This window comes from Chelativorans sp. AA-79, assembly GCF_029457495.1.
GTDB lineage: Bacteria > Pseudomonadota > Alphaproteobacteria > Rhizobiales > Rhizobiaceae > Chelativorans.
Map to the genome: position 1 here is coordinate 2,520,464 of NZ_CP120361.1, position 25,715 is coordinate 2,546,178.

General features: G+C 65.1%; 21 protein-coding genes. 14 read left to right on the forward strand and 7 right to left on the reverse strand.

The features are described from left to right. The first annotated feature begins 133 nt into the window (after positions 1–133). Positions 134–1,351, forward strand: coding sequence for a histidine kinase dimerization/phosphoacceptor domain -containing protein (locus tag PVE73_RS12225; protein WP_277367174.1), 1,218 nt, complete (start codon positions 134–136; stop codon positions 1,349–1,351). Positions 1,352–1,445: 94 nt separating this feature from the next. Here PVE73_RS12225 and PVE73_RS12230 read toward each other — a convergent pair whose 3' ends face one another. Continuing rightward, positions 1,446–1,757 carry a DUF1236 domain-containing protein gene (locus PVE73_RS12230; protein ID WP_277367175.1) on the reverse strand — a complete coding sequence of 104 codons (312 nt, stop codon included), beginning with the start codon at positions 1,755–1,757 and terminating at the stop codon, positions 1,446–1,448. Positions 1,758–1,967: 210 nt separating this feature from the next. Between PVE73_RS12230 and dnaE the strand changes: the two genes are divergently transcribed. From dnaE to PVE73_RS12250, 4 genes are all read left to right on the forward strand, one after another. Continuing rightward, positions 1,968–5,453 (forward strand): DNA polymerase III subunit alpha, encoded by a 3,486-nt coding sequence (dnaE, locus tag PVE73_RS12235; protein WP_277367433.1) that lies wholly within the window; start codon positions 1,968–1,970, stop codon positions 5,451–5,453. Positions 5,454–5,657: 204 nt separating this feature from the next. Continuing rightward, positions 5,658–6,890, forward strand: a complete 1,233-nt coding sequence (locus PVE73_RS12240) for a putative DNA modification/repair radical SAM protein (protein ID WP_277367176.1) — start codon at positions 5,658–5,660, stop codon at positions 6,888–6,890. Between the two features lie 97 nt (positions 6,891–6,987). Then, a complete protein-coding gene (locus PVE73_RS12245; protein ID WP_277367177.1) occupies positions 6,988–8,319 on the forward strand; it encodes a UdgX family uracil-DNA binding protein in 1,332 nt (443 codons plus the stop codon). Positions 8,320–8,417: 98 nt separating this feature from the next. Beyond that, complete coding sequence (locus PVE73_RS12250) at positions 8,418–8,804, forward strand: MerR family DNA-binding transcriptional regulator (protein WP_277367178.1); 387 nt, start codon at positions 8,418–8,420, stop codon at positions 8,802–8,804. A 16-nt stretch (positions 8,805–8,820) separates the two neighbouring features. Here PVE73_RS12250 and PVE73_RS12255 read toward each other — a convergent pair whose 3' ends face one another. Both PVE73_RS12255 and PVE73_RS12260 read right to left on the reverse strand, forming a co-directional pair. After that, positions 8,821–9,300, reverse strand: coding sequence for an isoprenylcysteine carboxylmethyltransferase family protein (locus tag PVE73_RS12255; RefSeq protein ID WP_277367179.1), 480 nt, complete (start codon positions 9,298–9,300; stop codon positions 8,821–8,823). Between the two features lie 41 nt (positions 9,301–9,341). After that, positions 9,342–10,280, reverse strand: coding sequence for a heparan-alpha-glucosaminide N-acetyltransferase (locus tag PVE73_RS12260; RefSeq protein ID WP_277367180.1), 939 nt, complete (start codon positions 10,278–10,280; stop codon positions 9,342–9,344). Positions 10,281–10,441: 161 nt separating this feature from the next. On the opposite strand from PVE73_RS12260, the gene PVE73_RS12265 reads away from it, so the two are divergent. Next, positions 10,442–11,266, forward strand: coding sequence for an aldo/keto reductase (locus tag PVE73_RS12265; RefSeq protein ID WP_277367181.1), 825 nt, complete (start codon positions 10,442–10,444; stop codon positions 11,264–11,266). A 175-nt stretch (positions 11,267–11,441) separates the two neighbouring features. Next, a complete protein-coding gene (locus PVE73_RS12270) occupies positions 11,442–12,098 on the forward strand; it encodes an OmpA family protein (protein WP_277367182.1) in 657 nt (218 codons plus the stop codon). Positions 12,099–12,166: 68 nt separating this feature from the next. Here the strand turns inward: PVE73_RS12270 and PVE73_RS12275 are convergent, their stop codons facing one another. After that, positions 12,167–13,102 (reverse strand): PfkB family carbohydrate kinase, encoded by a 936-nt coding sequence (locus PVE73_RS12275; RefSeq protein WP_277367183.1) that lies wholly within the window; start codon positions 13,100–13,102, stop codon positions 12,167–12,169. A gap of 232 nt (positions 13,103–13,334) precedes the next feature. On the opposite strand from PVE73_RS12275, the gene recA reads away from it, so the two are divergent. Next, entirely contained in the window at positions 13,335–14,417 is a 1,083-nt protein-coding gene (gene recA / locus PVE73_RS12280; protein WP_277367184.1) for a recombinase RecA, read from the forward strand. A gap of 431 nt (positions 14,418–14,848) precedes the next feature. Next, positions 14,849–17,512: an alanine--tRNA ligase gene (alaS, locus tag PVE73_RS12285; protein ID WP_277367185.1), complete on the forward strand. Its 2,664-nt coding sequence runs from the start codon at positions 14,849–14,851 to the stop codon at positions 17,510–17,512. Positions 17,513–17,564: 52 nt separating this feature from the next. Here the strand turns inward: alaS and PVE73_RS12290 are convergent, their stop codons facing one another. Both PVE73_RS12290 and PVE73_RS12295 read right to left on the reverse strand, forming a co-directional pair. Then, a complete protein-coding gene (locus tag PVE73_RS12290) occupies positions 17,565–18,440 on the reverse strand; it encodes an alpha/beta hydrolase (protein ID WP_277367186.1) in 876 nt (291 codons plus the stop codon). Between the two features lie 197 nt (positions 18,441–18,637). Continuing rightward, positions 18,638–19,849 carry an NADP-dependent isocitrate dehydrogenase gene (locus PVE73_RS12295; RefSeq protein ID WP_277367187.1) on the reverse strand — a complete coding sequence of 404 codons (1,212 nt, stop codon included), beginning with the start codon at positions 19,847–19,849 and terminating at the stop codon, positions 18,638–18,640. A gap of 145 nt (positions 19,850–19,994) precedes the next feature. Here PVE73_RS12295 and PVE73_RS12300 point away from each other — a divergent pair, with 145 nt between their 5' ends. From PVE73_RS12300 to PVE73_RS12320, 5 genes are all read left to right on the forward strand, one after another. After that, on the forward strand, positions 19,995–20,783 hold the full coding sequence (locus PVE73_RS12300) for an RNA methyltransferase (RefSeq protein ID WP_277367188.1): 789 nt from the start codon (positions 19,995–19,997) through the stop codon (positions 20,781–20,783). A gap of 47 nt (positions 20,784–20,830) precedes the next feature. Continuing rightward, positions 20,831–21,643, forward strand: a complete 813-nt coding sequence (murI, locus tag PVE73_RS12305; protein WP_277367434.1) for a glutamate racemase — start codon at positions 20,831–20,833, stop codon at positions 21,641–21,643. Positions 21,644–21,893: 250 nt separating this feature from the next. After that, positions 21,894–22,511 carry a 30S ribosomal protein S4 gene (gene rpsD, locus PVE73_RS12310; protein WP_277367189.1) on the forward strand — a complete coding sequence of 206 codons (618 nt, stop codon included), beginning with the start codon at positions 21,894–21,896 and terminating at the stop codon, positions 22,509–22,511. A gap of 76 nt (positions 22,512–22,587) precedes the next feature. Next, entirely contained in the window at positions 22,588–23,472 is an 885-nt protein-coding gene (ttcA, locus tag PVE73_RS12315; RefSeq protein WP_277367190.1) for a tRNA 2-thiocytidine(32) synthetase TtcA, read from the forward strand. Further along, on the forward strand, positions 23,462–24,289 hold the full coding sequence (locus PVE73_RS12320) for an inositol monophosphatase family protein (protein ID WP_277367191.1): 828 nt from the start codon (positions 23,462–23,464) through the stop codon (positions 24,287–24,289). The genes ttcA and PVE73_RS12320 overlap by 11 nt, the downstream gene beginning before the upstream one ends. Before the next feature lie 7 nt (positions 24,290–24,296). On the opposite strand, the gene PVE73_RS12325 is transcribed toward PVE73_RS12320, so the two are convergent. After that, positions 24,297–25,544 (reverse strand): multidrug effflux MFS transporter, encoded by a 1,248-nt coding sequence (locus tag PVE73_RS12325; protein ID WP_277367192.1) that lies wholly within the window; start codon positions 25,542–25,544, stop codon positions 24,297–24,299. Positions 25,545–25,715 lie beyond the last annotated feature (171 nt).

Here is a 25,715-nt window from a genome sequence, read left to right on the forward strand (position 1 = left end):
CAGGATGGAGGCAAAGGGCCGCCGCGACAATGCGCATGGCTGCATCGCTGCCATGCGCCCGGTGTCGGCCGGGGACTCGAGGGAACGCCACGCCTGCCTCGAGAATTAACAATTACGAGCGGAGGAACAGACATTGGCATCCGGATCGTCAGGAAACGACGATATTGTCCCCGAACGGGCAACTGTGGCGGAGGAACTGGCATACCGGCTGCGCCAGCAGCAGATTTCCGCGGAATATGCACTCTTCGCCCTGAAGACGCACGATGTGCAGGCGCTGCTGCAACAGGCGTCGAAGCTCTGCGCGCAAGGCTTGCAGAGCAAATTGTGCAAGGTGATGGAATACATCCCGGAAGAACATCAGTTTATCGTACGGGCTGGTGTCGGCTGGAAGCCGGGCGTCGTCGGGCAGGTGAAGACAGGGGCCGATGCCGAAAGTCCGACCGGCTATGCGTTCATGACCGGGCTATCGATCATCTCCAATCACCTCCAAGGAGAGAGCCGCTTCCGGACCCCGCGGATCCTCGCCGACCACGGCGTGAAGCGGGCGATCAACACGCTGATCCAGTGCAGCGGGGAGCGCTTCGGCGTGCTCGAGGTGGACAGCCCCATCAATGGCCGGTTCACCGAGGCCGATCTGGTTTTCGTGACGGGTATGGCCAATCTCTTGGGCGTGGCGCTGGAGCGGCAGCGGGTGGAAGAGACGTTGAAGCGGAAGGAAGAGTTGCTGCAGCAAGCGCTCAGGCATGAGGAGATGCTGTCCCGCGAAATCAACCACCGGGTCAAGAACAGCCTTGCCATCGTGAGCGGGCTCCTGAATGCGCAGGGTCGTACGATATCCGACCCGCATTTGCGGCAAGCTCTGGCGGACGCCGAGGCGCGCGTCCATGCGATTGGACGGATCCATGAACTGCTCGGCCGCAAAAAGGGCGTCGAATCCGTCAGCCTCCCCGTATTCCTGGGCGATCTTTGCGCTTATCTGCAGGCCTCCGCGCCGGGGCACGACCTTGTTCTCGATGTCGCCCCCGTGATGCTCGCCACCGGGCAAGCCATATCGCTCGGGCTCTTGGTCAACGAGCTCATCACCAATGCGTTGAAGCATGCCTACGCGGACGGATCCGGCCCGGTTCTCGTCAAGGTGGCCCGCGAAGGCGGCATGCTGCGCCTCGAGGTCGCCGACCGGGGTGTGGGGATGCCAGCAGAGGGCGCGCCGCTCAAGGGCCATGGGCTCGGCAGGAAGGTCATCGCGAGTTTGAGCGCGCATCTCGGAGGGACGGCCGAATGGCGGGATGCGAATCCCGGAACCATGTTCGTACTGACGTTCCGGCCCGATCAAGTGTCGGCTGACGAATAGTCCGCCGGCCCGGCGACACGCTTCCGCTTGCTCACGCAAAAAGGCGGCGGATCGGCCTCGTCCGATTCCGCCGCCGCTTGAGCGCCTTGGGCTACTATTGGATGATGTGCACGATGCGCCTGGTTTCCGGCTCGACGAGCACCGTGCGTCCGTCCACCACCACATACCGGTATTCGGCCTCGAGGTCCGGCGCCTCGAGAGGATGGAGCTCGATCGTGTCGGGCAGCGTGGTGCCCACCTCGATCGTCACGTCGGCAGGAGGCGCTACCGGCTCCACCTGATGCTCGACCACATATTCGCGGATGACGGTCTCCTGCTCGGGAGAAATGACCACGGTGGTCTGCGCGTAGCCAGCCCCGCCCGTGAGCAGGAAGGCGGTAACGGTGGCGGTAAGTAAGGCTTTCATGATTTCCTCCAAAGGGGTTTGGGTTTCCACAGAAATTCACGAGAGGCCTACTCGTTCCCGAGTTCCGCCACCCTCCCTTGTTTTCGTGGCAAGGCCCATGGCGGCCTTGCCGTCTCGGGCGCACCGGCGCTACATGGGCGGATCGGCCACACGAATCTCACGAGGAAGCGATAGGACATGGCAGGCGACCGGAGATCGCGTGATCCTCTGATGAAGGAAGCGGCGCGCATCCAGGCCCGCCCGGAGCGCAATTTCATCCATCTGCGCGTGCACTCGGCCTACTCGCTGCTGGAAGGCGCGCTGCCGCTGGGAAAGATCATCGGCCACGCCGTGAAGGACGAGGCGCCGGCCATCGCCATCGCCGACACGAACAACCTGTTCGGCGCGCTCGAATTCGCCCAGAAGGCCGTGAAGGACGGCGTGCAGCCCATCACCGGCTGCCAGCTCGGCGTGGCCTTCGAGGATGCCTTCACGGAAGCCCGCCGCGGCAATGGCCGCAAGGCGTTCAACGACTATGATCCGCTGGTGCTGATCGCGGCGACCGAGACGGGCTACGCCAATCTGGTGCGGCTGGTCAGCCGCGCCTATCTCGAGAACGAAGCCGGGGCGGCACCGCATGTGACCACCGCGTGGCTCGAGGAGCATGCGGAGGGCCTTATCTGCCTCAGCGGCGGCCCGCGCGGGCCGGTGGGCGCCGCCCTCAAGGCAGACCGGGGGGAGGCCGCGGAAGCGCGCCTTCTCTTCCTCAAGCGCACCTTCGGCAACCGCCTTTATGTGGAGCTGGAGCGGCTACAGGGCTATGACCGTGCGGTCGAGGCGGCGAGCGTCAATCTTGCCTACAGGCACGACCTCCCGCTGGTCGCCACCAACGAGGCCTTCTTCCTCACGCGCGACGATTTCGAGGCCCATGACGCGCTGGTTGCCATCGCCGAGGGCGCGGTCATCGCCATGGACGACCGTCGCCGGCTCACGCCCGACAATTATCTCAAGAGCCAGGCGGAGATGGCCGCGCTCTTCGCCGACCTGCCGGAGGCACTCGACAACACCGTCGAGATCGCCCGGCGCTGCTCCTATTATCCCACGATCCGCAAACCCATCCTGCCGCGCTTCACCGGCGGCGAGGCCGGAGACGAGGCGGCCGCGCTGCAGGAGGAGGCGGCCGAGCTGCGCCGCCAGGCACGCGAGGGCCTGGAGAAGCGGCTTGCAATCCAGGGGCTGGCCGAGGGACATACGAGCGAGGAGTATGTCGAGCGGCTGGAATACGAGCTCGGCATCATCGAGCGCATGAAGTTCCCCGGCTACTTCCTCATCGTCGCGGACTTCATCAAATGGGCCAAGGCCCACGATATCCCCGTCGGTCCGGGCCGCGGATCGGGCGCGGGCTCGCTGGTCGCCTACGCGCTGACCATCACCGATATCGATCCCCTGCGTTTTTCGCTGCTCTTCGAGCGCTTCCTCAATCCGGACCGCGTATCGATGCCAGACTTCGACATCGACTTCTGCCAGGACCGGCGCGAGGAGGTGATCCGCTACGTTCAGGAGAAATACGGCCGCGACCAGGTGGGCCAGATCATCACCTTCGGTACGCTGCAGGCGCGCGCCGTGCTGCGCGATGTCGGCCGTGTCCTGCAGATGCCCTATGGGCAGGTGGACCGGCTGTGCAAGATGGTGCCTTCCAACCCGGCCAATCCCACGCCGCTCGGCAAGGCGATCGAGGACGAGCCGCGCTTCGCCGAGGAGGTGGAGAAGGAGCCGATCGTCGGCCAGCTGCTGGAGATCGCGCAGAAGCTCGAGGGCCTCTACCGCCACGCCTCCACGCACGCGGCCGGCATCGTCATCGGTGACCGGCCGCTGTCGGAACTGGTGCCGATGTACCGCGATCCGCGCTCGGACATGCCGGTCACCCAGTTCAACATGAAATGGGTGGAGCAGGCGGGCCTCGTCAAATTCGATTTCCTCGGCCTCAAAACCCTGACAGTGCTGGAGACCGCGGTAAAGCTCATCCGCCGACGTGGCATTGAAATCGACCTGTCCAAAATTCCCTACGACGATCCCCAAACTTACGCCATGCTGTCGCGCGGCGAAACAGTGGGCGTCTTCCAGGTGGAAAGTGCGGGCATGCGCAAGGCGCTGATCGGCATGAAGCCGGACCGCATCGAGGACATCATCGCGCTGGTCGCCCTCTATCGTCCCGGCCCGATGGAGAACATCCCCACCTACAACGCGCGCAAGCACGGCGAGGAGGAGATCGCCTCGATCCACCCCAAGATCGACCACTTGGTGAAGGAGACGCAGGGCGTCATCGTCTACCAGGAGCAGGTGATGCAGATCGCGCAGGAACTGGCGGGCTACAGCCTCGGGCAAGCCGACCTCCTGCGCCGCGCCATGGGCAAGAAGATCCGCGCGGAGATGGAGAAGCAGCGCGGCATTTTCGTAACCGGCGCGACGGAGCGGGGCGTCTCCAAGCAGCAGGCCGATTTCATCTTCGACCTGCTCGCGAAATTCGCCGATTACGGCTTCAACAAGTCGCATGCGGCCGCCTACGCCGTCGTCTCCTACCAGACGGCCTATCTGAAGGCGCATTATCCCGTCGAGTTCCTGGCCGCGTCCATGACCTATGACATGGCCAATTCCGACAAGCTCAACGATTTCCGCCGCGACGCGATCCGCCTGGGCATCGAGGTGGTCTCGCCGTCCGTTCTGTCGAGCTACCGCGATTTCGAGGTGGGCGAGAACCGCATCTATTACTCGCTCGCTGCCATCAAGGGCGTGGGTGATGCGGCGGTGGAGCACATCGTCGAGAAGCGCAGGGAAAAGCAGTTCGAGAGCCTTGAGGACTTCTGCGTCCGCGTCGATCCCAAGATCGTCGGCAAGCGCGTGCTCGAAAGCCTGATCTGTGCCGGTGCGCTCGACTGCTTCGGTCACGACCGCGCCGCGCTCTTTTCCGGCGTCGATCGCCTGATGGGCATGGCCGCGCGCGCGGCGGAGGACGCGGCCATGGGCCAGGCCGATATTTTCGGTTCGGCGGCACTTGAGCCGCAGAAGCTGCATCTGCCGCTGTCGGAGCCCTGGCTGCCCGCCGAGAAGCTGCACCGCGAATTCCAGGTGGTGGGCTGCTACCTTTCCGCCCATCCGCTCGACGACTACCAGGCGACGCTCGAGAAGATGCGCGTCCAGAGCTGGGTGGAGTTCCAGGCCGCTGTAAAGCGCGGCGCGACCGCCGGGCGGCTGGCAGGCACCGTGACGGCCAAGCAGGAGCGCAAGACGCGCACGGGCAACAAGATGGGCATCGTGCAGTTCTCCGATGCCAGTGGCCAGTATGAGGCCGTTCTCTTTTCCGAGACGCTGCAGCAGTACCGCGACGTGCTCGAGCCCGGCAAGTCCGTGGTCATCATGGTCTCGGCCGAGGACCGCCCGGAGGGCATCAGCCTGCGCATCCAGACGGTCCAGTCGCTGGAGGAGGAGGCGAGCCGCATGCAGAAGGCGCTGCGCGTCTATCTGCGCGATCCGAAGCCGCTGCCCGCGATCTCGTCGCAGCTCAACACGCGCGGGGAAGGGCAGGTGAGCCTGATCGTCATCAAGGAGGGCGGGCAGGGCGAGATCGAGATCGGCTTGCCGGAACGCTACCGCATCTCCCCGCAGATCGCCGCCGCCATGCGCGCCGTGCCGGGCGTGGTGGACGTGGAAATGGTTTAGGCTGGCTGCTGGATAGGCGAGATTTTTTCTCCGGCCCCGATCGCCCCATCCGCCGTTGGCAGGTCGATGCAGCCGAGCGCGGCGAGACGATCAATCCCAGCTGCACAGATTTGCGACGACAAGAACCTGTCGATTCCATTGCATCTTGTCTAGCGAGCAGCGCTGCGCTAGATAAGAACAAAAGAAGAACAATGGAGTTTCGCCGTGCCCCTCACACTGCTGCAGAAGCTGGAGATACTGGCCGACGCCGCCAAATACGACGCCTCCTGCGTCTCGTCGGGCGGAGAGAAGCGCAGGGCCGGCAAGGGCATCGGCTCGGTCACGGGGCAGGGCATCTGCCACGCTTTCACCCCGGATGGCCGCTGCGTTTCGCTCCTGAAGGTGCTGCTCACCAATTTCTGTATGTATGACTGCGTCTATTGCGTCAGCCGGCGATCCAGCAACGTGCCGCGCGCCCGGTTCAGCGTGGACGAGGTGGTCAAGCTCACCCTCGACCTGTACCGGCGCAATTGCATCGAGGGGCTGTTCCTGTCCTCCGGGATCGTGCGCTCGGCCGACGATACGATGGCGGATCTGGTCCGCGTCGCGAAGGCGCTTCGGGAGGAGCATGGCTTTCGCGGCTACATACATCTGAAGACCATTCCGGGTGCGAGCGCGGAGCTCCTCAACGAGGCGGGGCTTTATGCCGACCGGCTGTCGATGAATGTCGAACTTCCGGCCGAAGCCGCGCTTGAAAAACTGGCGCCGGAAAAATCGGCCGCCGATATCAAGCGAGGGCTCGCCCGCACCCGCGCGCAGATCGAGGCGTTCAGCGAGCCGGCGCGCGCGGGGCGCGCCGGGCCGCCGCGTTTCGCCCCGGCAGGGCAGAGCACGCAGATGGTGGTGGGGGCGGATATGTCTTCGGATCGTGACATTCTCCGCGCAAGCAGCCGTCTTTATGCCTCGTATGCGCTGCAGCGCGTCTATTATTCTGCATTCAGCCCGACCGGCCACCCTTCCGCGGGCCTGCCGGACGAACCCACGCCGCTCCTGCGCGAACATCGCCTCTATCAGGCCGATTGGCTGCTCCGCTTCTACGAGTTCTCGCTTCCGGAGGTGGAGGAGGCCATGCCCGGCGGCATGCTGGACCTGTCGATCGATCCCAAGCTCGCTTGGGCGCTTGCCCATCGCGATGCGTTTCCCGTCGATGTCAACCGGGCCAGCCGCGAAATGCTTTTGCGTGTGCCTGGCCTTGGCACACGGGCGGTGGACCGCATCGTCGCATCGCGCCGGTACGCCACGCTTCGCATGGGCGAGCTTGCACGTTTGACCGGCTCCATCCAGCGTATCAGACCCTTCGTCGTGACGCCGGATTGGCGCCCGGGCGGGCTGCTGGAGGCGGAGCGGCTGAAACAACGGTTTACGCCGAAGCCGCGGCAGCTTTCGCTGGCACTTTGAGATGCTTACGGTTCCGCTCCCGGAGGATTGCGTCCCGGAGGAATTCCGGGACGCGGCGCGGAGATGCCTGGCGCGCGGGCTCGCACCCGAACAGGTGATGTTTTCAACCGGTGAGGAGCTTTCCCTGTTCAGCGAAGACGGTGGAGAAGAACTGGAGCCTCTGGCCGTCAAGGTCCCGCGCGCGTACCCGAAACTGGTCGCAAAAGTCATCTGTCACAACGCGCCAGACCGGTTTGCGCTGCTTTATCGGCTTCTCTGGCGCATACACAGCGGTGAGCGCCACGTTCTGCAAATCTCCGCCGACCCGGATGTCATCTGCGCAATGCGCTATGCCAGGGCGGTCGACAAGGTTGTCTATCGTATGCATGCCTATGTGCGCTTTGCGGAACGTGAGATCGAGGGGGAGAAGGTTTTCGCGGCTTGGCACGAGCCGCAGCATCGGGTTCTGCGCCTTGCGGCTCCCTTTTTCGTCGACCGCTTCAGCAATATGGAATGGCTGATCGCCACGCCTTTCGGCACCATCGCATGGCGCAGGGGCGAACTGATTTTCGGTCCGCCGGCAGCGCGGCCTGCGGAGCGAGGCGACGAGGTGTTGGACGAGCTTTGGACGGCTTACTACCGGACCACCTTCAACCCGGCCCGCCTTCGCGTGAAGGCAATGGTGGCGCAGATGCCGAAGCGGCACTGGAACACGATGCCCGAGACCGCGCTGATCCCCGATATGGTGCAGACTGCAGGCCTTCGGGTGGAGGCGATGCAGAGCCGAACGCCCGACACGCCGCCGCGCTTTGCCGCGGCGGTTACCCAGCGCATTGCGGCAAAGCCGCCGGAAACCGGGCACGCACCGCTCGACGTCCTGCGCCGCGAGGTGCAGGAGTGCCGCTTGTGTCCCTTGCATGGGCCGGCGACGCAGGCCGTGTTCGGGGAGGGAGCGCCGGAGGCATCCATCATGTTTGTCGGCGAACAGCCGGGCGATCAGGAGGATCTGAACGGACGGCCTTTTGTCGGGCCTGCCGGCCAGATTTTCGATCGGGCTTTGGCGGAAGCAGGAATCGAGCGCGCGAAAGCCTATGTCACGAATGCGGTGAAGCACTTCAAGTTCGAGCCTCGCGGCAAGCGCCGCGTCCACATGAAGCCCAGCGCCGGAGAGATTACAAAGTGCCGCTTCTGGCTGCGACGCGAGATCGTGGCCGTCAGGCCGAAGCTGGTGGTGGCGCTCGGCGCCACCGCGATGCTGGGCCTCACCGGCCAGTCGGTAGCCGTTACGAAAGAGAGGGGGAATGTCCTGTTTTTCGATGGCCTTTCGATCCTGGTCACCGTTCACCCGTCCTACATTCTGCGATTGCCGGAACCGGACATGGCGGAACTGGAGTATGGCCGCTTCGTCGCGGATTTGAAAACCGCCGGGCAGCGGCTCGCAGCGGCTTGAGAATGGACGCTGCTCCCGCTGAGGAACAGGACCGGGAATTGACTTTTACGTAAATCCGGTGACAGTGTTCCCTCCAGCATGAGACAGCCGGTGAGGGGATGCGGGACTATTACACGATCACGGAGCTGACGCGGGAATTCGGGATCTCGACGCGCACGCTCCGCTTCTACGAGGACGAGGGCCTGATCCACCCGGTGCGCCGCGGCCGCACGCGCCTCTACCGCCCTTCTGACCGCCATCTCGTCCGCCAGATCCTGCGCGGGCGCCGGCTCGGCTTCTCGATCCACGAGATCCGCGAGATCATCCAGGTCTACAAGACGCCTCCGGGCGAGGTCGCGCAGTTGCATCTCCTCATCGGGAAGATCGAGGAGAAGCGGCAGACCCTGCGCCAGAAGCGCCGCGACCTCGAGGATACGCTGCAGGAACTCGATCAGGCCGAGGAGGCCTGCGTGGAGCGCCTCGCCGAACTCGGCGTGAAGACGTGAGGCTGTCCCAAGCTGTTCAGAACCAGCGCCGCGCCCTCTTCTGGTAGTCCCGGTAATGCTTGCCGAAGCGCTGCGCCAGGTGCCGCTCCTCGGGCTCGACGGCGAGCTTTTGCGTAGCGAATGCCGCAAGGATGGCGAAAAGGAAGAACCAGGGATTACCTGTGATCAGCCCGATGCCGATCACGAGCATGGTGTTGCCGAGATAGATCGGGTTGCGGCTGAAGGCGTAGGGACCTCCGGTCACCAGATGCGCGGAGGTCCGGGTGGGCAGGATGGTGGTCCCGGCGCGGCGCAAGGCTCTCAGCGCGGCGATATCCATCGCGAGTGCCGCGATCACCATGAGCCAGCCGGCGGCAAAGAGGATGTCGGCGAGGGGGGAGCCGAACCAGGGCGACGGCAAGAGCACCCCCGCAAGGATTCCGAGCGCCACGGCCACGAGATAGAGGATCGGCGGCCAGGGTATGCGGCTCGGTGGGGCATCGGTTGGCTGGCTCATCCTTTTCTTTCCTCCCTGTCCGCTTGCCCGCGTGGGCGGCGTTACCCATTGTTTTCCACGGAGCACTGCAAGGCAAGGTCCTCCAGCCATGCGCGCGTCTGCGCGTCCGGGTCCGCGACGAAGATATCGCCGAGCCGATCCTGCGCAGCGGCTTCCTCGACCACGCAGCCGCAATAGGCGCGGCAGAAGATCTCTTCCCGCTGGGGGATGCACTGCGCTGTGCAGGCCTGCATGAAGGCCGCGCTCCGGTCGGGCGGCATCACCTGGGCAAAGAGCCAGACGCAGGCGATCAGGATCGGCTGGTGCAGCAGATAAAAGGCGAGGCTGTGCCGCCCGGTCGCCGCCAGAAGCGGCAGTTTCCTTCCCGGCCGGATTTCGGCAAGGCGGGCGAGGAGCCCCGCCGCGCCCATGATCTTGGCCGTGGCGATCCCCAGCAGGACCGCCCCGAACCAGGGGAAGATCGGGATGAAGTCGTTGCTCGCCGGAACGTTGCGGGAAAGGCCCGTCCACCAGAACATCGGATGGTCGAGGAAGGGAGCATGGACGAAATGCGGCGCGGCGATCACCCCCGCCGCGACGAGGAGGATCACGACCGCCGGCAGCCGCAGCACGGCCACGCCCAGCACCGTGGCCAGCGCGATGTGGTGGAGGATGCCGAAAAAGATGAAGGATTCCGGGAAGATGACATAGGTGACGATGGTGATCGCCGCCGCCGCGGCCGCGATCACCGCCAAGCGCTTCAGGAAGGAGCGGGCGCGGAAGCCCCCGCCATGGGCGAGATAGAGGCTGAAGCCCACGAGGAAGAGGAACGAGCAGGCGATCGAGCGGGCGAAGATCTTCCACCCGCCGATGACCGAGATGCCGGGCTCGATATAGCCGAAGAAATCGAGATCCCAGGTGAAGTGGTAGATCGCCATCGCGATCAGGGCGACCCCGCGGGCGACATCGATGAGCTCGATTCTGGCTTGGCTGGGCAGCATTCTCTTTGCCTCGATTCGATCCTGATCGTCGGTGACGATTCCGGCGGGGCGGTTGCGGAACACGAAACGCACATTATGTCCCTGGGATCAATGGCCGCCGGCGGGCAAGGGGGACCTCCATTGCTTGCCCCTCCGGCGCGGAAGAAGGAGAGGACCTCGCGATGAAAACCCTCAATGCAAACGGTGCGGACATCCCCGTGCTCGGGCTTGGAACCTGGACGCTGCGCGGCGGCGCCTGCGTCGATCTGGTGGCCCACGCGCTGGAGATCGGCTATCGCCATATCGATACCGCCGCCGCCTACGAGAACGAGAGCGAGGTGGGCGAAGGCATGAGGCGCTCCGGCCTGCCGCGCGAGGAGGTCTTCCTCACCACCAAGGTCTGGTGGACCGATCTCGCCCCCGCCGATCTGGAGCGCTCCGCAGCCCGGAGCCTGGAAAAGCTCGGCGTCGACCATGTGGATCTTCTGCTCATCCACTGGCCGAACCCGGAGATTCCTCTTGGGGAGACCATCGCCGCGCTGAACCGGGTCCGCGAGCGCGGCCTCACGCGCCATGTCGGCGTCTCCAACTTCCCGACCGGTCTCCTCGCCGAGGCCGTCGAACTTTCCGAAGCGCCGCTCGTCGCCAACGAGGTCGAATACCATCCCTATCTCGGCCAGGAGAAGGTGTATGCGGCCTGCCGCGCGAACGGCATGGCGATGATCGCCTATTGCCCGCTCTATCGCGGCGGTGCCCTCCTTGCAGAGCCCGCAGTCACCGCCGCCGCCGAAAGGCACGGCAAGACCCCGGGGCAGGTCGTGCTTCGCTGGCACATCCAGCAGGAAGGCGTGGTGGCGATCCCGCGCACGAGCCGGCGGGAGCGGCTGGCCGAGAACGCCGACATCTTCGATTTCGAGCTCGGCGCGGACGAGATGGCGGCGATCGGCAGCCTGAGGGAGGCGGGACGGCGCCTTTGCGATTTCGGCTTCTCGCCCCGCTGGGACTGAACCCTCGCAAGCATTCCCTGCGATCCGCGCGCGCCCCGCGCGCGGTCGGGAGGGCGGCCGCTTTCATCGGGGCGCCCGCCTTGGCCGGATTTCGCTTCATTTTGTGCTAAAAGCGCGGGGCATGACTGATTCTCCGCTGGCGGGGCGGAGGACGAGCGAGCAGGAGAGGATGCCTATGCTTAAGAAAGTAATCGCCGCTGCGGTGCTGGGTGGTCTCGTGGCAGGGTGCACCACCGATCCCTATACAGGCCAGCAGAAGATGTCCAACACGGCAGGCGGGGCCGCCCTCGGCGCGCTTGCGGGCGCGGGCCTGGGCATGCTTGCCGGCGGGGACGACCGGCGCAATGCCCTGATCGGCGCCGGCATCGGCGCGCTCGCGGGCGGCGGCATCGGCGCCTATATGGACCAGCAGGAGGCACAGCTGCGCGGCCAGCTCCAGGGCACCGGCGTCAGCGTCACCCGCGTCGGCGACCAGATCGTCCTCAACATGCCGTCAAACATCACCTTCGCGACCGATTCGTCCGCCATCCAGCCGGCCTTCTATCCGACGCTGAACTCCGTGGCGCTGGTCTTGAAGAAGTACAACCAGACGCTGGTCGACGTGTACGGCCACACGGATTCCACCGGCAGCTACGAGCACAACATGCAGCTCTCGCAGCGCCGTGCGGCCGCGGTTGCCGATTACCTCGTCGCCCAGGGCACCGACGGCCGCCGTTTCGCCGTCATCGGCCAGGGTCCGTCCCAGCCGGTCGCCTCCAACGCCACGCCGGAGGGCAGGGCGCAGAACCGGCGGGTGGAGATCCGCCTCTCGCCGCTCACCGCCGCCAACTGATCTGGGGCCGCCGCTTTGGGCGGTGCTTTGTCGGCAGGGAATGCGCTACCAACGGCGCTCCCTGCTGTTCAGGAAAGCGCCTGTGGCGGCGGCACCTGATCGAGGGCCGCCCGGAAGGCACGAACGCCCGGTTTCGGCGCTGTCTTGCCGCCGACTGGCATCAGCTTCGCCGCGGCCGTGCCCTCGCGGATGGCTTCCGGCAGCTGCAGCCCGCGCATCAGCGCGGCGATTGCAGCGCCTGCAAGCACATTGCTCGAGCCGCCCTCGTCGGTGTTTGCTTGGAACGGCGCGATCTCGTGAAATCTCGCCGTCTCGAAGCACAGCACCGGCTTCCCGCCATCCGTGATCACGCCTGCGGCGAGCCCGTGCGCGGCCAGCGCTTCGGCCGCCGCGCGCGCCGGCATCTCGGGCGGCAGCCCGGCCAAGCGGCAGGCTTCCTGCCGGTTCATGAAGAGGTAGGAAAGGCGACCGAGAACGGGCATCAGACGTACGGACTTGGCCGCGGAGACGGCGAGGGCGAAGATCGGCTTCGCTCCGGCGAGCCCTGCCAGCAGTTCGAGTGCTTGAGAGGGCATCTCGGCCTCGCAGAGCACCGCATCGGCCTCCGCCACCCCGTCGCGGATCCTGCGCGGCCTAAGCAGCTTCGGGAAGCCGAACTCGTAGAGCGCCATGTCGTCGAGACCGGCGGCGAGGCTGCCGTCCTGTGTCAGTATCGCCGTGCTGCTCGGCGTCGCGCGGTCGAGGAAGACCGCCGAACAGTCCTCGATGCCCGCGTTCTCGATCGCCGCCGCGACCTGAAGGCCCGCGGCGTCTCCACCCCGGAGGGACATGAGCTTCACCCGAAGGCCACGCTGCGCGGCCGCCCGCGCCGCCAGGAGAGCGCTGCCACCCACCGACTCGCGCATGGTGCCGGGATTGAAGGCGTCGGGTGCATAGGTGCCGCGGATATGCCCGAAGCGCTCGATATGCGCCCCTCCGAACGCGAAGAGAAGTGGCTCCGTCATCGCGCGCTCCGAATCGCGGTTGCCTTCTTTTCGCCGGAAAGCCGCCGGGTCACTCCGTCGCGGTGGCGGCGGCCGAATCCGATGAAGGAGAAAAACAAAAATGGAACATTTGAGAAATCATGCTTTGATATCAATGCATTGTTTCCTATTGCCAAAAGGGAACAAAAAGGGTACATAAAACCCAGGGAGATTGGCCGGCGCGGCCTCCATTGAGGACAAGGGGTATTGTATCATGGCTCAGAACTCGTTGCGGCTTGTAGAGGAAAACGGGGTGGACAAGTCCAAGGCATTGGATGCGGCGTTGTCGCAGATCGAACGCGCTTTCGGCAAAGGGTCGATCATGCGGCTCGGCGCCAACGAGAAGGTCATCGAGATCGAGACCGTCTCGACGGGCTCGCTGGGGCTCGATATCGCGCTGGGCGTCGGCGGTCTGCCGCGCGGCCGCATCATCGAGATCTACGGGCCGGAAAGCTCGGGCAAGACGACGCTGGCGCTGCATACCGTGGCCGAAGCGCAGAAGAAGGGCGGTATCTGCGGCTTCATCGACGCCGAGCATGCGCTGGACCCCGTCTATGCGCGCAAGCTGGGCGTGGATCTGGAGAATCTGCTCATTTCCCAGCCGGATACGGGCGAGCAGGCGCTGGAGATCTGCGACACTCTGGTGCGTTCCGGCGCGGTCGACGTGATCGTGGTGGATTCGGTCGCGGCTCTCACGCCGCGCGCCGAAATCGAAGGCGAGATGGGCGATTCCCTTCCCGGCATGCAGGCCCGGCTGATGAGCCAGGCGCTCAGGAAGCTGACGGCCTCCATTTCGCGTTCCAACACGATGGTGATCTTCATCAACCAGATCCGTATGAAGATCGGCGTCATGTTCGGCTCGCCCGAGACCACCACGGGCGGCAATGCGCTGAAATTCTACGCGTCGGTGCGCCTCGATATCCGCCGCATCGGCTCGGTCAAGGACCGCGAGGAGACGGTCGGCAACCAGACCCGCGTGAAAGTGGTCAAGAACAAGATGGCGCCGCCCTTCAAGCAGGTCGAGTTCGACATCATGTATGGCGAGGGTGTGTCCAAGACCGGCGAGCTTGTCGATCTCGGCGTGAAGGCCGGCGTGGTGGAGAAGTCCGGCGCCTGGTTCTCCTACAACTCCCAGCGGCTCGGCCAGGGGCGGGAGAACGCGAAGCAATTCCTGCGCGACAATCCGGAGATGGCCCGCGAGATCGAACTGGCCCTGAGGCAGAATGCGGGGCTGATCGCCGAGCAGTTCCTGGAGGATGGCCGCGGCGACGATGTGGATGACGCAGCGGAAGGGTGAGCCGCTGTTCCGGCGGTGGTGACGCGTTCCAGTAACGGATGAAAACGGCGGCGCTGCCCAAAGGCGCTGCCGTTTTGCCGAGTGCCGTCGGATTCGGCGCCCTGGTTATCGGCGTTGGTGATGATCGGGCGCGCTCCGGGCCTTCGTCTTTCTCGGCGTGGCAATGGTGAGGCGCGCCTTCTTCTCCGTGTTTTCACGAGGCCGGCCTTTGTGGGGATTTCTGGACAGGTCCCGGCGCGGGCGCTAAAAGGCGGCGATCCTTTCCGCGAAAGGAAGTGTGAGATTCAGGTCACGACACGGCGAATCCTGGTGGTTCCGAGGGCTGCAGCGGTGTGTACATCCCCGTACATGAGCCCGGAAAGCCCCATTTTCAGCCCGCCTTAGCCTGAAGATCGAGGCTTTCTCGGCGGATTTCTCGCAAAGGTTACTACATGAGTGGCGTCAACGACATCCGGTCGACCTTCCTCGACTATTTCAAGAAGAACGGACACGAAGTGGTGGCGTCCGGTCCGCTCGTGCCGCGCAACGACCCGACCCTCATGTTCACCAATGCCGGCATGGTGCAGTTCAAGAACGTCTTCACCGGCCTGGAGACGCGGCCCTACAGCCGCGCCACCACGGCGCAGAAATGCGTGCGCGCCGGCGGCAAGCACAACGACCTCGACAATGTCGGCTACACGGCGCGCCACCACACCTTCTTCGAGATGCTGGGCAACTTCTCCTTCGGCGACTACTTCAAGGATGTCGCCATCGAGCTTGCCTGGAACCTGGTGACCCGGGAATTCGGTCTCGACCCGAAGCGCCTCCTGGTCACCGTCTACCACACCGATGACGAGGCGGCGGGACACTGGAGGAAGATCTCCGGCCTTTCGGACGACCGCATCATCCGCATTCCCACCAGCGACAATTTCTGGGCCATGGGCGATACCGGCCCGTGCGGGCCCTGTTCGGAGATCTTCTACGATCACGGCGAGGGCATTCCCGGCGGTCCCCCCGGAAGCCCGGATGAGGACGGCGACCGCTTCATCGAGATCTGGAACCTCGTCTTCATGCAGTATGAGCAGGTGAGCCGGGACGAGCGGATCGACCTGCCGCGCCCGTCGATCGACACCGGCATGGGGCTCGAGCGCGTCGCCGCGGTGCTGCAGGGCGTGCACGACAATTACGAGATCGACCTGTTCAAGGCGCTCATCCATGCCACGGAAGAGGCTCTCGGAGCGCGGGCGGAAGGCGAGCGGCGCCCGAGCTACAAGGTGATCGCCGACCATCTGCGCGCGTCGAGCTTTCTCATCGCTGACGGCGTCCTGCCTTCCAATGAAGGACGCGGCTACGTGCTGCGGCGCATCATGCGCCGCGCCATGCGCCATGCGCAGCTTCTGGGGGCCGACGAGCCGCTGATGTGGCGCCTCGTGCCCGCGCTGGTGCGCGAGATGGGCCAGGCCTATCCGGAACTCGTGCGCGGGGGACCGCTGATCACCGAGACGCTGAAGCTGGAGGAGACCCGGTTCCGCAAGACGCTGGCGCGCGGCCTGAACCTCCTTTCCGACGCGACCGAGGGCATGGGTGAGGGCGCCCGGCTCGATGGCGAGACGGCCTTCAAGCTCTACGACACCTACGGCTTCCCGCTCGACCTCACGCAGGACGCGCTGCGCCAGCGCGGCGTCACCGTCGATCTCGAAGGCTTCAACGCCGCGATGGAGCGCCAGAAGGCGGAGGCCCGCGCCAATTGGGCGGGTTCGGGCGAGGCCGCCACGGAAGTCGTCTGGTTCACGGTGAAGGACAGGGCCGGAGCGTCGGATTTCCTGGGCTATGAGACCGAGGAAGCCGAAGGCGTGATCACCGCGCTCGTTCGGGACGGTGCGATGGTCGACACCGCCGTCGCGGGCGAGGAGGTGGCCGTCGTCGCCAACCAGACGCCCTTTTATGGCGAGTCCGGCGGACAGGTGGGCGATGCGGGCGTGATCGAAGGCGAGGATTTCGCCATCGAGGTGCGGGACACCCAGAAGAGGGGCGAGGGGCTGCTCGTCCATTTCGGCAGGGTGGCCGAGGGAACCGTGAAGCCGGGCGCAGAGGTGGCGCTGCGGGTCGATCATGAGCGCCGTCGCCGCATCCGCGCGAACCACTCCGCGACCCATCTCCTGCACGAGGCGCTGCGCGAGGTGCTGGGCACGCATGTCGCCCAGAAGGGCTCGCTCGTGGCGCCGGAACGGCTGCGCTTCGACTTCTCCCACCCCAAGCCCATCTCGGAGGAGGAGCTTGCCCGTATCGAGGACCTCGCCAACGAGGTCGTGCTGCAGAACGCACCGGTGGTCACGCGGCTGATGGCCGTCGACGACGCGATCGCGGAAGGTGCGATGGCGCTCTTCGGCGAGAAATACGGCGACGAGGTCCGCGTCGTCTCCATGGGCCGGGCCATGGCGGGCGAGAAGGCCGGCAAGACCTACTCGATCGAACTCTGCGGTGGCACCCATGTGGCGGCCACCGGCGATATCGGTCTTCTCCACATCGTCTCGGAGGGAGCTGTCGCGGCCGGCGTTCGCCGCATCGAGGCGCTCACGGGTGCTGCTGCGCGCCATCATCTGGATGAGCAGGAGCGCCGCCTGAAGACCGCCGCGTCGGTTCTCAAGGTTTCGCCCGGCGACGTGCTGCCGCGGCTCGAGGCGCTTGTGGAAGAGCGGCGCAAGCTGGAGCGGGAGCTTTCCGAGGCGCGCAAGAAGCTGGCCCTCGGCGGCGGTGCAGGCACCGGAGATGGCGACCGGAAGGAAGAGGTGGGCGGTATCGGCTTCATCGGCCGCGTGGTCGAGGGCATTTCGCCCAGGGACCTGAAGCCGCTCGCCGACGAAGGCAAGAAGTCGCTCGGCTCCGGCGTGGTCGTCTTCGTCGGCACCTCGGAGGAGGGCAAGGCCAGCGTCGTCGTCGGCGTCACCGAAGACCTCACCGGCCGTTTCAGCGCCGTCGATCTGGTCCGCAAGGCCTCCGCCGCGATCGGCGGGCAAGGCGGCGGCGGCCGGCCCGACATGGCCCAGGCCGGCGGGCCGGACGCATCCAATGCCGCCGCCGCGGTCGAGGCGGTGCGGACGGCGCTCGCCGGCTGAAGCTCTGGGCGCGGTTGTCGGTATCGCCCGCGCGTCAGCTACGGCCGCGCGTTCACGCGCGTGCTTCATCCCGTTGGGTGCGCCTAATGAAGTCGAGCATGAGCGGGGCGGCTGCGGCTGCGTGGGTCTCGAGCAGCTTGTGGCCGGCGTCGAGAACATGGGCTTCCATCCTCGGCAGCGCCCGCATCCACGACAGGACCTCGTCGAGATCGAAGAAGGGGTCGTGGCGTGCCCAGACCATCAGAGAAGGCGGCTGCCGGCGCGCGAGATATTCGGCGAGTTCGTCGAACCGGGCGACATAGTTCCCATAGTCCTTGACGAGCGCTCGCTGCGTGTCCAGCCGGCCCGGCAACTGCATCACCCGCCAGTCCTCCTCCCAGACTTCGGCCGGGATCCGCGCGGCGACGTCCGGCGGCATCCCGCCGAGATACCCGTTGCGCGTGCCCTCGAATGTCAGATGCGCGGTCGCAGCCGCCTCGTTGTCCGGGTTTGGATGCGACCAGTAGGCGATCACCGGGTCCCACTGCGGCCCGAGCCCGGCTCGATGAGCGTTGGCGTTCTGAACGATGAGGCCCAGGACTTGTTCCGGCGCCTGCATGGCGATCTGAAAACCCGCCGGCGCGCCGAAATCATGAAGGTAGATGTAGCGCGGTCCGACCGCGAGCCGATCCAGGAGCTCCGAGATCGCCCGGCCAAAGGCGGGAAACGAAGGCGCCGGCAGAACGTCCGACTCGCCGAACCCAGGCAGATCCGGCGCGATGACATATGCGGCCTGCGATAGCTCGGGCACGACGTCACGAAAGTAGTCCGCCGAGCCCGGAAAGCCGTGCAGGAGCAGCACCGCCGGCTTAGAGGGGTCACCTGCCGTCGTGAAGGACAATCCCGTGCCGGTGGACAAGCGAAGTCGTTGACGGGTCGCCGGGCGCATGTCCGGTCTCCTCTCTCGTTCGAAATGTCTACGCAGAAGCAATCCTGCCCGCTGGGGCAGTCAGCCCGTAGGCATTCCAGCCGCCGCCCCTCCGCCAGGCTCGGTAATAAATTCTAGGCGCGCGGGCGTGCCGATCAAGGCGCAGTCGGTAAGAAAAAGGCGGCCGAAGCCGCCTTTTCGCCAGTCTTGAAGGCCGTTCAGGCCATCGCCTTCTGCAGGTTCTCGTCGATCTTGTCGAGGAAGCCGGTGGTGGAAAGCCAGGGCTGGTCGGGCCCGATTAGGAGCGCGAGGTCCTTGGTCATGGAGCCTGATTCGACCGTATCCACGCAGACCTTCTCCAGCGTCTCGGCGAACCGCTTCAGCTCTGCATTGTCGTCGAGCTTGGCGCGGTGGGCGAGCCCGCGTGTCCAGGCGAAGATCGAGGCGATGGAGTTGGTGGAGGTCTCCTCGCCCTTCTGGTGCTGGCGGTAGTGGCGCGTGACGGTGCCGTGTGCGGCCTCCGCTTCCACGGTCTTTCCGTCCGGCGTCATCAGCACCGAGGTCATCAGGCCCAGCGAGCCGAAGCCTTGCGCCACCGTGTCCGACTGTACGTCGCCGTCATAGTTCTTGCAGGCCCAGACATAACCGCCCGACCATTTCAGGCTCGAGGCCACCATGTCGTCGATCAGGCGGTGCTCGTACCAGATCTTCTTTTCCTTGAAGGCGGCCTCGAACTCGGCCTCGTACACCTCCTGGAAGAGATCCTTGAAACGGCCGTCATAAGCCTTCAGAATCGTGTTCTTGGTGGAGAGATAGACCGGGAAGCCGCGCTGCAGGCCGTAGTTGAAGGAGGCGCGGGCGAAGTCGCGGATCGAATCGTCCAGGTTGTACATGGCCATCGCCACGCCGGAACCCGGCGCGTCGAACACCTCGTGTTCGATCACCTGGCCGTCCTCGCCGACGAACCTGATCGAGAGCTTGCCCTTGCCGGGGAACTTGAAGTCCGTGGCGCGGTACTGGTCGCCGAAGGCATGGCGGCCGACGATGATCGGCTTCGTCCAGCCGGGCACGAGACGCGGCACGTTGCGGCAGATGATCGGCTCGCGGAAGATCACGCCGCCCAGGATGTTGCGGATCGTGCCGTTGGGCGACTTCCACATCTTCTTGAGCTTGAATTCCTCCACACGCGCCTCGTCCGGCGTGATGGTGGCGCACTTCACGCCGACGCCGTGCTTCTTGATCGCATTGGCCGCATCGATGGTGATCTGGTCGTCGGTGGCATCGCGCGATTCGACCCCGAGGTCGTAATATTCGAGGTCGATGTCCAGATAGGGGTGGATCAGCTTCTCCTTGATGAACTGCCAGATGATGCGCGTCATCTCGTCGCCGTCCAGTTCGACGACGGGATTGTCCACCTTGATCTTCGCCATTGCCAACCTCTCTTCGGAAAAGGCGGACCACGCCGCCGACAGACATACTAGGAAGTGGCGCCCCTATAGCATTGCCGCGCCGCTTGGCAAAGGCGGGCGGACGCCCCTGCTTTACCGGATGATGATAAGGCGCTAACAGCGGCCTATGGCAGGCACGGACAAACACCGCGAACTGCTCGCCGAGGGGCCAGCGATCATCCTCGTCGAGCCGCAACTGGGCGAAAACATCGGCATGGTGGCGCGTGCCATGGCCAATTTCGGCTTGGGCGAACTGCGCCTCGTCAACCCGCGCGACGGCTGGCCGAACGAAAAGGCCAGGGCGGCTGCAAGCCGCGCCGATCATGTAATCGATGGGGTGCAGGTGTTCGACGGCCTTGCGGCGGCGGCGGCCGACCTTCAATTCATCTATGCCACGACGGCGCGCCCGCGCGACAATTTCAAGCCCGTACGCGGACCGGTGGAGGCGACGCTGGAACTGCGCGCGCGCCATGGGGGCGGGCAGAAGACGGGCATCCTCTTCGGCCGTGAGCGCTGGGGCCTCACGAACGAGGAGGTGGCGATGGCAGACGAGATCGTCACCTTTCCGGTCAACCCCGCTTTCGCCTCGCTCAACGTCGCGCAGGCGGTCCTGCTCATGTCCTATGAATGGATGAAGGCGGGAGGCGAGGGGGTGGCGCCCGTCTCGCCGGAGCGGACGCCGGCAACCCGCGAGCACCTTGATAGCCTGATGGACTATCTCGACCATGTGCTTTCCGTGCGCGGCTATTTCCGCACCGACGAGAAAAAGCCTAAGATGATGGACAATCTTAGGGCGCTCTTTACCCGGCCCGGCTTTACTGTGGAGGAGCTTGCCGTACTGCGCGGAGTGCTCGTCTCGCTGGAGAAGTTTTCGCCCGCGAAGCCGCGCGGGGCAGGCAGCCCGGAAACGGATTGACCGCCTATGCCGAGCCCTTGGGCGCAACATCCTCCACTCGGACCGAGATGACCGCGCGCGCGAACCCCATCCTCTTCTTCGATTCCGGCATCGGCGGGCTTTCCGTGGTGAAGGAAGCGCGGGTGCTCCTGCCGGAGCACCCTTACGTCTACGTGGCCGACGACGCCGCCTTCCCCTACGGCGCCTGGGAAGAGGATGCGCTGAGGGCGCGACTCGTGGAACTGTTCGGGCAATTGATCGACCGCTTTTCGCCTTCGCTCATCGTCATTGCCTGCAACACCGCATCCACCCTCGCCATCGCCGATCTGCGTGCGGCCTATCCCGGTGCGCTTTTCGTCGGCACGGTCCCGGCGGTGAAGCCGGCAGCCGAGCGCACGCACTCGGGTCTCGTGTCGGTGCTCGCCACGCCGGGCACGGTGAGGCGGCAATACACTCGCGACCTGATCAGCGCCTATGCGGGCAAGTGCCACGTGCGGCTGGTGGGAAGCGAGAACCTCGCGCGGCTCGCCGAGCAGTATATGCGCGAGGGATTCGTCGATGAAGAGGCGGTGCGTGTGGAGATCTCCCCCTGCTTCATCGAGCAGGACGCGAGGCGCACGGACATCGTCGTGCTCGCCTGCACGCACTACCCGTTCCTGGTCAACCGCATGCGCAAGACCGCGCCATGGCCGGTGGACTGGATCGACACGTCGGAAGCCATCGCAAGGCGGGCTCTGACCCTGGCGGAAACCCTGCCGCCGCCCGTCAGGGCGGAAGCACCGGACAGCGCCTTTTTCACCTCGGGAAATCCGCCCGCGAGCCTGCGCCGGCTCGTCTCCGGATTCGGGTTCCGCCTGGAAGGGTTTCCGGCCTTCGTCTAGCGGGTATCGGCGCGGCGCCCAAGCTTGCGCCGCCGGGAACCGCGGCTTGACTCCCGTGGTGTTTGTCTCTAAGTGCCGGGCCAGCGCGATGGCGTGATCCGCCGCCGCGCTTTTTTGACGTGTCCCGTGGACATCGCCTCAAGCGTGCGGCGATGTCCTGTCAGGTCTCGAAAACGGAGGCCAGAGGAGGGCGCGTTTCCTTCATCCGGGACACGAGGTTCCGGATGTAATCTGTTGTAAGGGAAATGCGATGAGCAAACGCCAATCCGCGAAGTACAAGATCGATCGCCGCATGGGCGAGAACATCTGGGGCCGGCCGAAGTCGCCGGTCAACCGCCGTGAATACGGTCCGGGCCAGCACGGACAGCGCCGCAAGGGCAAGCTGTCGGACTTCGGCCAGCAGCTGCGCGCCAAGCAGAAGCTGAAGGGCTATTACGGCGATCTCTCCGAAAAGCAGTTCCGCCGCATCTATGACGAGGCGAACCGCCGCAAGGGCGAGACCACCGAGAACCTGATCGGCCTTCTGGAGTCGCGCCTCGATGCGATCGTCTTCCGCGCCAAATTCGTGCCGACGCCCTTCGCCGCGCGCCAGTTCGTGAATCACGGCCATGTGAAGGTGAACGGCCGCCGCGTCAACATCCCGTCCTTCCGCTGCAAGCCGGGCGACGTGATCGAGGTGCGCGAGAAGTCGAAGCAGCTCGTGCTGGTGCTGGAATCCGTGGGGTTGCCGGAGCGCGACGTGCCCGACTATATCGAGGCCGACCACAACAAGATGACCGCGAAATATGTGCGCATGCCGGCGCTGGCCGACGTGCCGTATGCGGTGCAGATGGAGCCGAATCTCGTCATCGAGTTCTATTCGCGCTGACGCGTGGATTTCCGACAAACGAAAGGCCGTCCTCGGGCGGCCTTTTTCTTTTGGCGCGGTGGCGTTATGGAAGGGCATGACGATCCATCAGACGCCGCCGCAAACCACCGAACAGGAAGACACAGCCGGCCATCCGCTTTTTGCCGATGCCCCGTCCTCGGTGGAGTTCAACAAGCTGAGGAAGCGCCTGCTGCGCCAGACGAGGCAGGCGCTGGACGATTTTGCCATGGTCAGGCCTGGAGAGCGCTGGCTGGTGGCGCTTTCGGGCGGCAAGGACTCCTACGGCCTCCTGGCGATGCTGATGGAACTCCGATGGCGCGGGCTTCTGCCCGTCGAGCTTCTTGCCTGCAATCTCGACCAGGGGCAGCCGAACTTCCCGAAGCATATCCTGCCGGATTATCTCGGCCGACTCGGCGTGCCGCACCGCATCGAATACCAGGACACTTACTCTGTCGTGACGGAGAAGATCCCGGAAAACCGCACCTACTGCTCCCTCTGTTCGCGTCTGCGCCGCGGCCACCTCTATCGCATCGCGCGGGAGGAGGGTTGCTCCGCGCTGGTGCTCGGCCATCACCGCGAGGACATCCTCGAGACCTTTTTCATGAACCTGTTCCACGGAGGGCGACTCGCAGCCATGCCGCCAAAGCTTTTGAACGACGAGGGCGACATGTTGGTGCTGCGCCCGCTCGCCTATTGCGCGGAGGCCGATCTGGCGAAGTTTGCCGAAGCGATGCGTTTCCCCATCATCCCCTGTGATCTCTGCGGCAGCCAGGACGGCCTGCAGCGCAATGCGATGAAGGCGATGCTGGCCGATATCGAGAAGCGGATGCCGGGCCGCAAGGACACGATGATCCGCGCGCTCACCAATGTGCGCCCCTCGCATCTGCTCGACCGGAAGCTCTTCGATTTCGCCGGTCTTGGCGGTTCTGCGCCGGAAAAGGTTTCCGCTGATGCGTTTTGACGAGCGACAGGTCGAGTGGCTGGCGGATCTTCTCCGCAGCGCCGCCATATCCGAGATCATGCCGCGCTTCCGCCGGCTCGAAGAGGGTGCCGTACGCCAGAAGACATCGCCCACCGATCTGGTGACGGAGGCCGACGTCAATGCCGAGCGCGTCATCACAAAGGCACTGCAGGAGCGCTATCCCGGCGCGCTGATCGTGGGCGAGGAAGCCTGCGCGGATGAACCGTCGCTTCTGTCCGGGCTCGGGGAGGCGGAACTCGCCTTCGTCGTCGATCCGGTGGACGGAACGTTCAATTTCGCCTCCGGCGTGCCGCTCTTCGGCGTTATGCTCGGCGTTGTCGTCAAAGGCGAGACAGTCGCAGGCATCATCCATGATCCCGTGGGCGACGATTGGCTGATCGGCGTGAAAGGGGCGGGCAGCCACATTCGGAGTGCGGACGGAACGGTTTCTGCGGCACGGGTGGCCGAACCCGTTCCGGTCTCCCGGATGACTGGCTCCATCTCGTGGCAGTTCATGACCGAGCCGGAGCGTTTCCGCCTCGCCAGAAACCACGCCAAGTGCCTCTCGCATATCGGCTATCGCTGCGCGGCCCATGAATACCGGTTGATCGCCAGGGGCCATGCGCATTTCGCCGTCTATGCGAAGCTGATGCCGTGGGATCACCTGCCCGGCACGCTGATCCATCAGGAAGCGGGCGGCCATGTCGCCCGCTTCGACGGCAGCGCCTACCGGCCGTTCCATACCGATGGCGGGCTCCTCGTCGCGCCGGACTCGGAGAGCTGGCAGCGTCTGCGGGAAGAGCTCTGGGCCGCCTGAAGCCCGCCTAGACCTGCGGGCTCACCTGCTGGAACAGGCGTCCGCGCTCGCCGATCAGCACCAGGATGAGCCCGATCGCGCCCAGCGTGAAATAGCCGGCGGCAAGCGGCACGAGGGTGCCGTCGAAAGCCTGGCCGATCAGCGCGCCGAAAAGCCCGCCGCCGATTGTGGTCACGAAGCCCAGCACGGCGGCCGCTGTGCCCGCCACACGGCCGAGCGGCTCCATCGCGATCGAGTTGAAATTCGGTCCGACCCAGCCGAACTGGAACATCGCCAGCGAGAAGAGCACGAAGAACAGCGGGAACGGTACAGGGCCGGAGAGCGCCAGCGCGAGCCACACGCCGTTGACGAGCAGGAAGCCCACGAGCGCCCCATGCGACAGGCGGCGCATGCCGAAGCGGCCCACGAAACGCGAGTTTGTGAAGGAGGACAGCGCCATCAATCCCGCGCCGAGCGCGAACATCAGCGGGAAGAGATCGCCCATGTGGTAGATCTCCACATAGATCTGTTGTGCGGAGTTGATGAAGCCGAACAGCGCACCGAAGATGGCGGTGGTCGCCAGTGCGTAGCAGAGCGCCACCCGGTTCGTCACCACAAGCCGGAACCCCTCGACGATCGTGCGGAGGGAGAGCGAGCGCTGCATCTCCGGTGCGAGCGTTTCGGGAAGCCGGAAAAGAACCCACATCGTGACGAGGAAGGACATGACGCCGATCAGCAGGAAAATGCTCGGCCATCCCCCGAAGAACATCGCCACCTGGCCGAGGCTGGGCGCGACCACCGGGATGATCATGAAGACCATCATGACCATCGACATGACCTCGGCCATGCGACGGCCGCCATAGACGTCGCGTATCATGGAGATCGCGATCACCCGCGTTGCGGCCGCACCGACCCCCTGCACGAGGCGGAACGCGAGCAGGGTGCCGAAGCTCGGCGCGAATGCGCAGGCGAAGGCGGTGACGACATAGATGGCGAGACCGAAAAGCAGGGGATTGCGGCGCCCGAAACGGTCGGTGACCGGTCCGTAGAAGAGCTGTGCAACACCCAGGCCCGCGACATAGGCGCTGATGATGAACTGCCGGCTGTTCTCGTCGGCCACGCCGAGGGCGGCGCCGATCTGCTGCAGTCCAGGCAGCATCACGTCGATCGCCATCGCATTGAGCGCCATCAGGGCCGCAGCAAGTGCAATGAATTCCGCCTTTCCGATCGATAAGGCAGGCGAAGAGGGCTCTTCTCTTACAATCGATTCGTCCATTGTGCTTGCTCCGGCAACCGACGCACCATGGGAGAGCGGCACGCCACATCGATCAAATATCGCCCGATCCGGAGCAAGGATGCCTCAGGATTCCCAGGCAACGGCAAAAAATGCGCCGGCCCGGGCCAGCGCATCATCAGTCAAATGATTTCAGCAGCCGCCCGGTCCGTC

Coding starts and splice junctions, on each gene's coding strand:
- PVE73_RS12230 (WP_277367175.1), bottom strand. CDS start 1,757: ATGAAAGCCTTACTTACCGCCACCGTTACCGCCTTCCTGCTCACGGGC.
- dnaE (WP_277367433.1), top strand. CDS start 1,968: ATGAAGGAAGCGGCGCGCATCCAGGCCCGCCCGGAGCGCAATTTCATC.
- PVE73_RS12245 (WP_277367177.1), top strand. CDS start 6,988: ATGTTTTCAACCGGTGAGGAGCTTTCCCTGTTCAGCGAAGACGGTGGA.
- PVE73_RS12250 (WP_277367178.1), top strand. CDS start 8,418: ATGCGGGACTATTACACGATCACGGAGCTGACGCGGGAATTCGGGATC.
- PVE73_RS12255 (WP_277367179.1), bottom strand. CDS start 9,300: ATGAGCCAGCCAACCGATGCCCCACCGAGCCGCATACCCTGGCCGCCG.
- PVE73_RS12260 (WP_277367180.1), bottom strand. CDS start 10,280: ATGCTGCCCAGCCAAGCCAGAATCGAGCTCATCGATGTCGCCCGCGGG.
- PVE73_RS12265 (WP_277367181.1), top strand. CDS start 10,442: ATGAAAACCCTCAATGCAAACGGTGCGGACATCCCCGTGCTCGGGCTT.
- PVE73_RS12270 (WP_277367182.1), top strand. CDS start 11,442: ATGCTTAAGAAAGTAATCGCCGCTGCGGTGCTGGGTGGTCTCGTGGCA.
- PVE73_RS12275 (WP_277367183.1), bottom strand. CDS start 13,102: ATGACGGAGCCACTTCTCTTCGCGTTCGGAGGGGCGCATATCGAGCGC.
- recA (WP_277367184.1), top strand. CDS start 13,335: ATGGCTCAGAACTCGTTGCGGCTTGTAGAGGAAAACGGGGTGGACAAG.
- alaS (WP_277367185.1), top strand. CDS start 14,849: ATGAGTGGCGTCAACGACATCCGGTCGACCTTCCTCGACTATTTCAAG.
- PVE73_RS12290 (WP_277367186.1), bottom strand. CDS start 18,440: ATGCGCCCGGCGACCCGTCAACGACTTCGCTTGTCCACCGGCACGGGA.
- PVE73_RS12295 (WP_277367187.1), bottom strand. CDS start 19,849: ATGGCGAAGATCAAGGTGGACAATCCCGTCGTCGAACTGGACGGCGAC.
- PVE73_RS12300 (WP_277367188.1), top strand. CDS start 19,995: ATGGCAGGCACGGACAAACACCGCGAACTGCTCGCCGAGGGGCCAGCG.
- murI (WP_277367434.1), top strand. CDS start 20,831: ATGACCGCGCGCGCGAACCCCATCCTCTTCTTCGATTCCGGCATCGGC.
- rpsD (WP_277367189.1), top strand. CDS start 21,894: ATGAGCAAACGCCAATCCGCGAAGTACAAGATCGATCGCCGCATGGGC.
- ttcA (WP_277367190.1), top strand. CDS start 22,588: ATGACGATCCATCAGACGCCGCCGCAAACCACCGAACAGGAAGACACA.
- PVE73_RS12320 (WP_277367191.1), top strand. CDS start 23,462: ATGCGTTTTGACGAGCGACAGGTCGAGTGGCTGGCGGATCTTCTCCGC.
- PVE73_RS12325 (WP_277367192.1), bottom strand. CDS start 25,544: ATGGACGAATCGATTGTAAGAGAAGAGCCCTCTTCGCCTGCCTTATCG.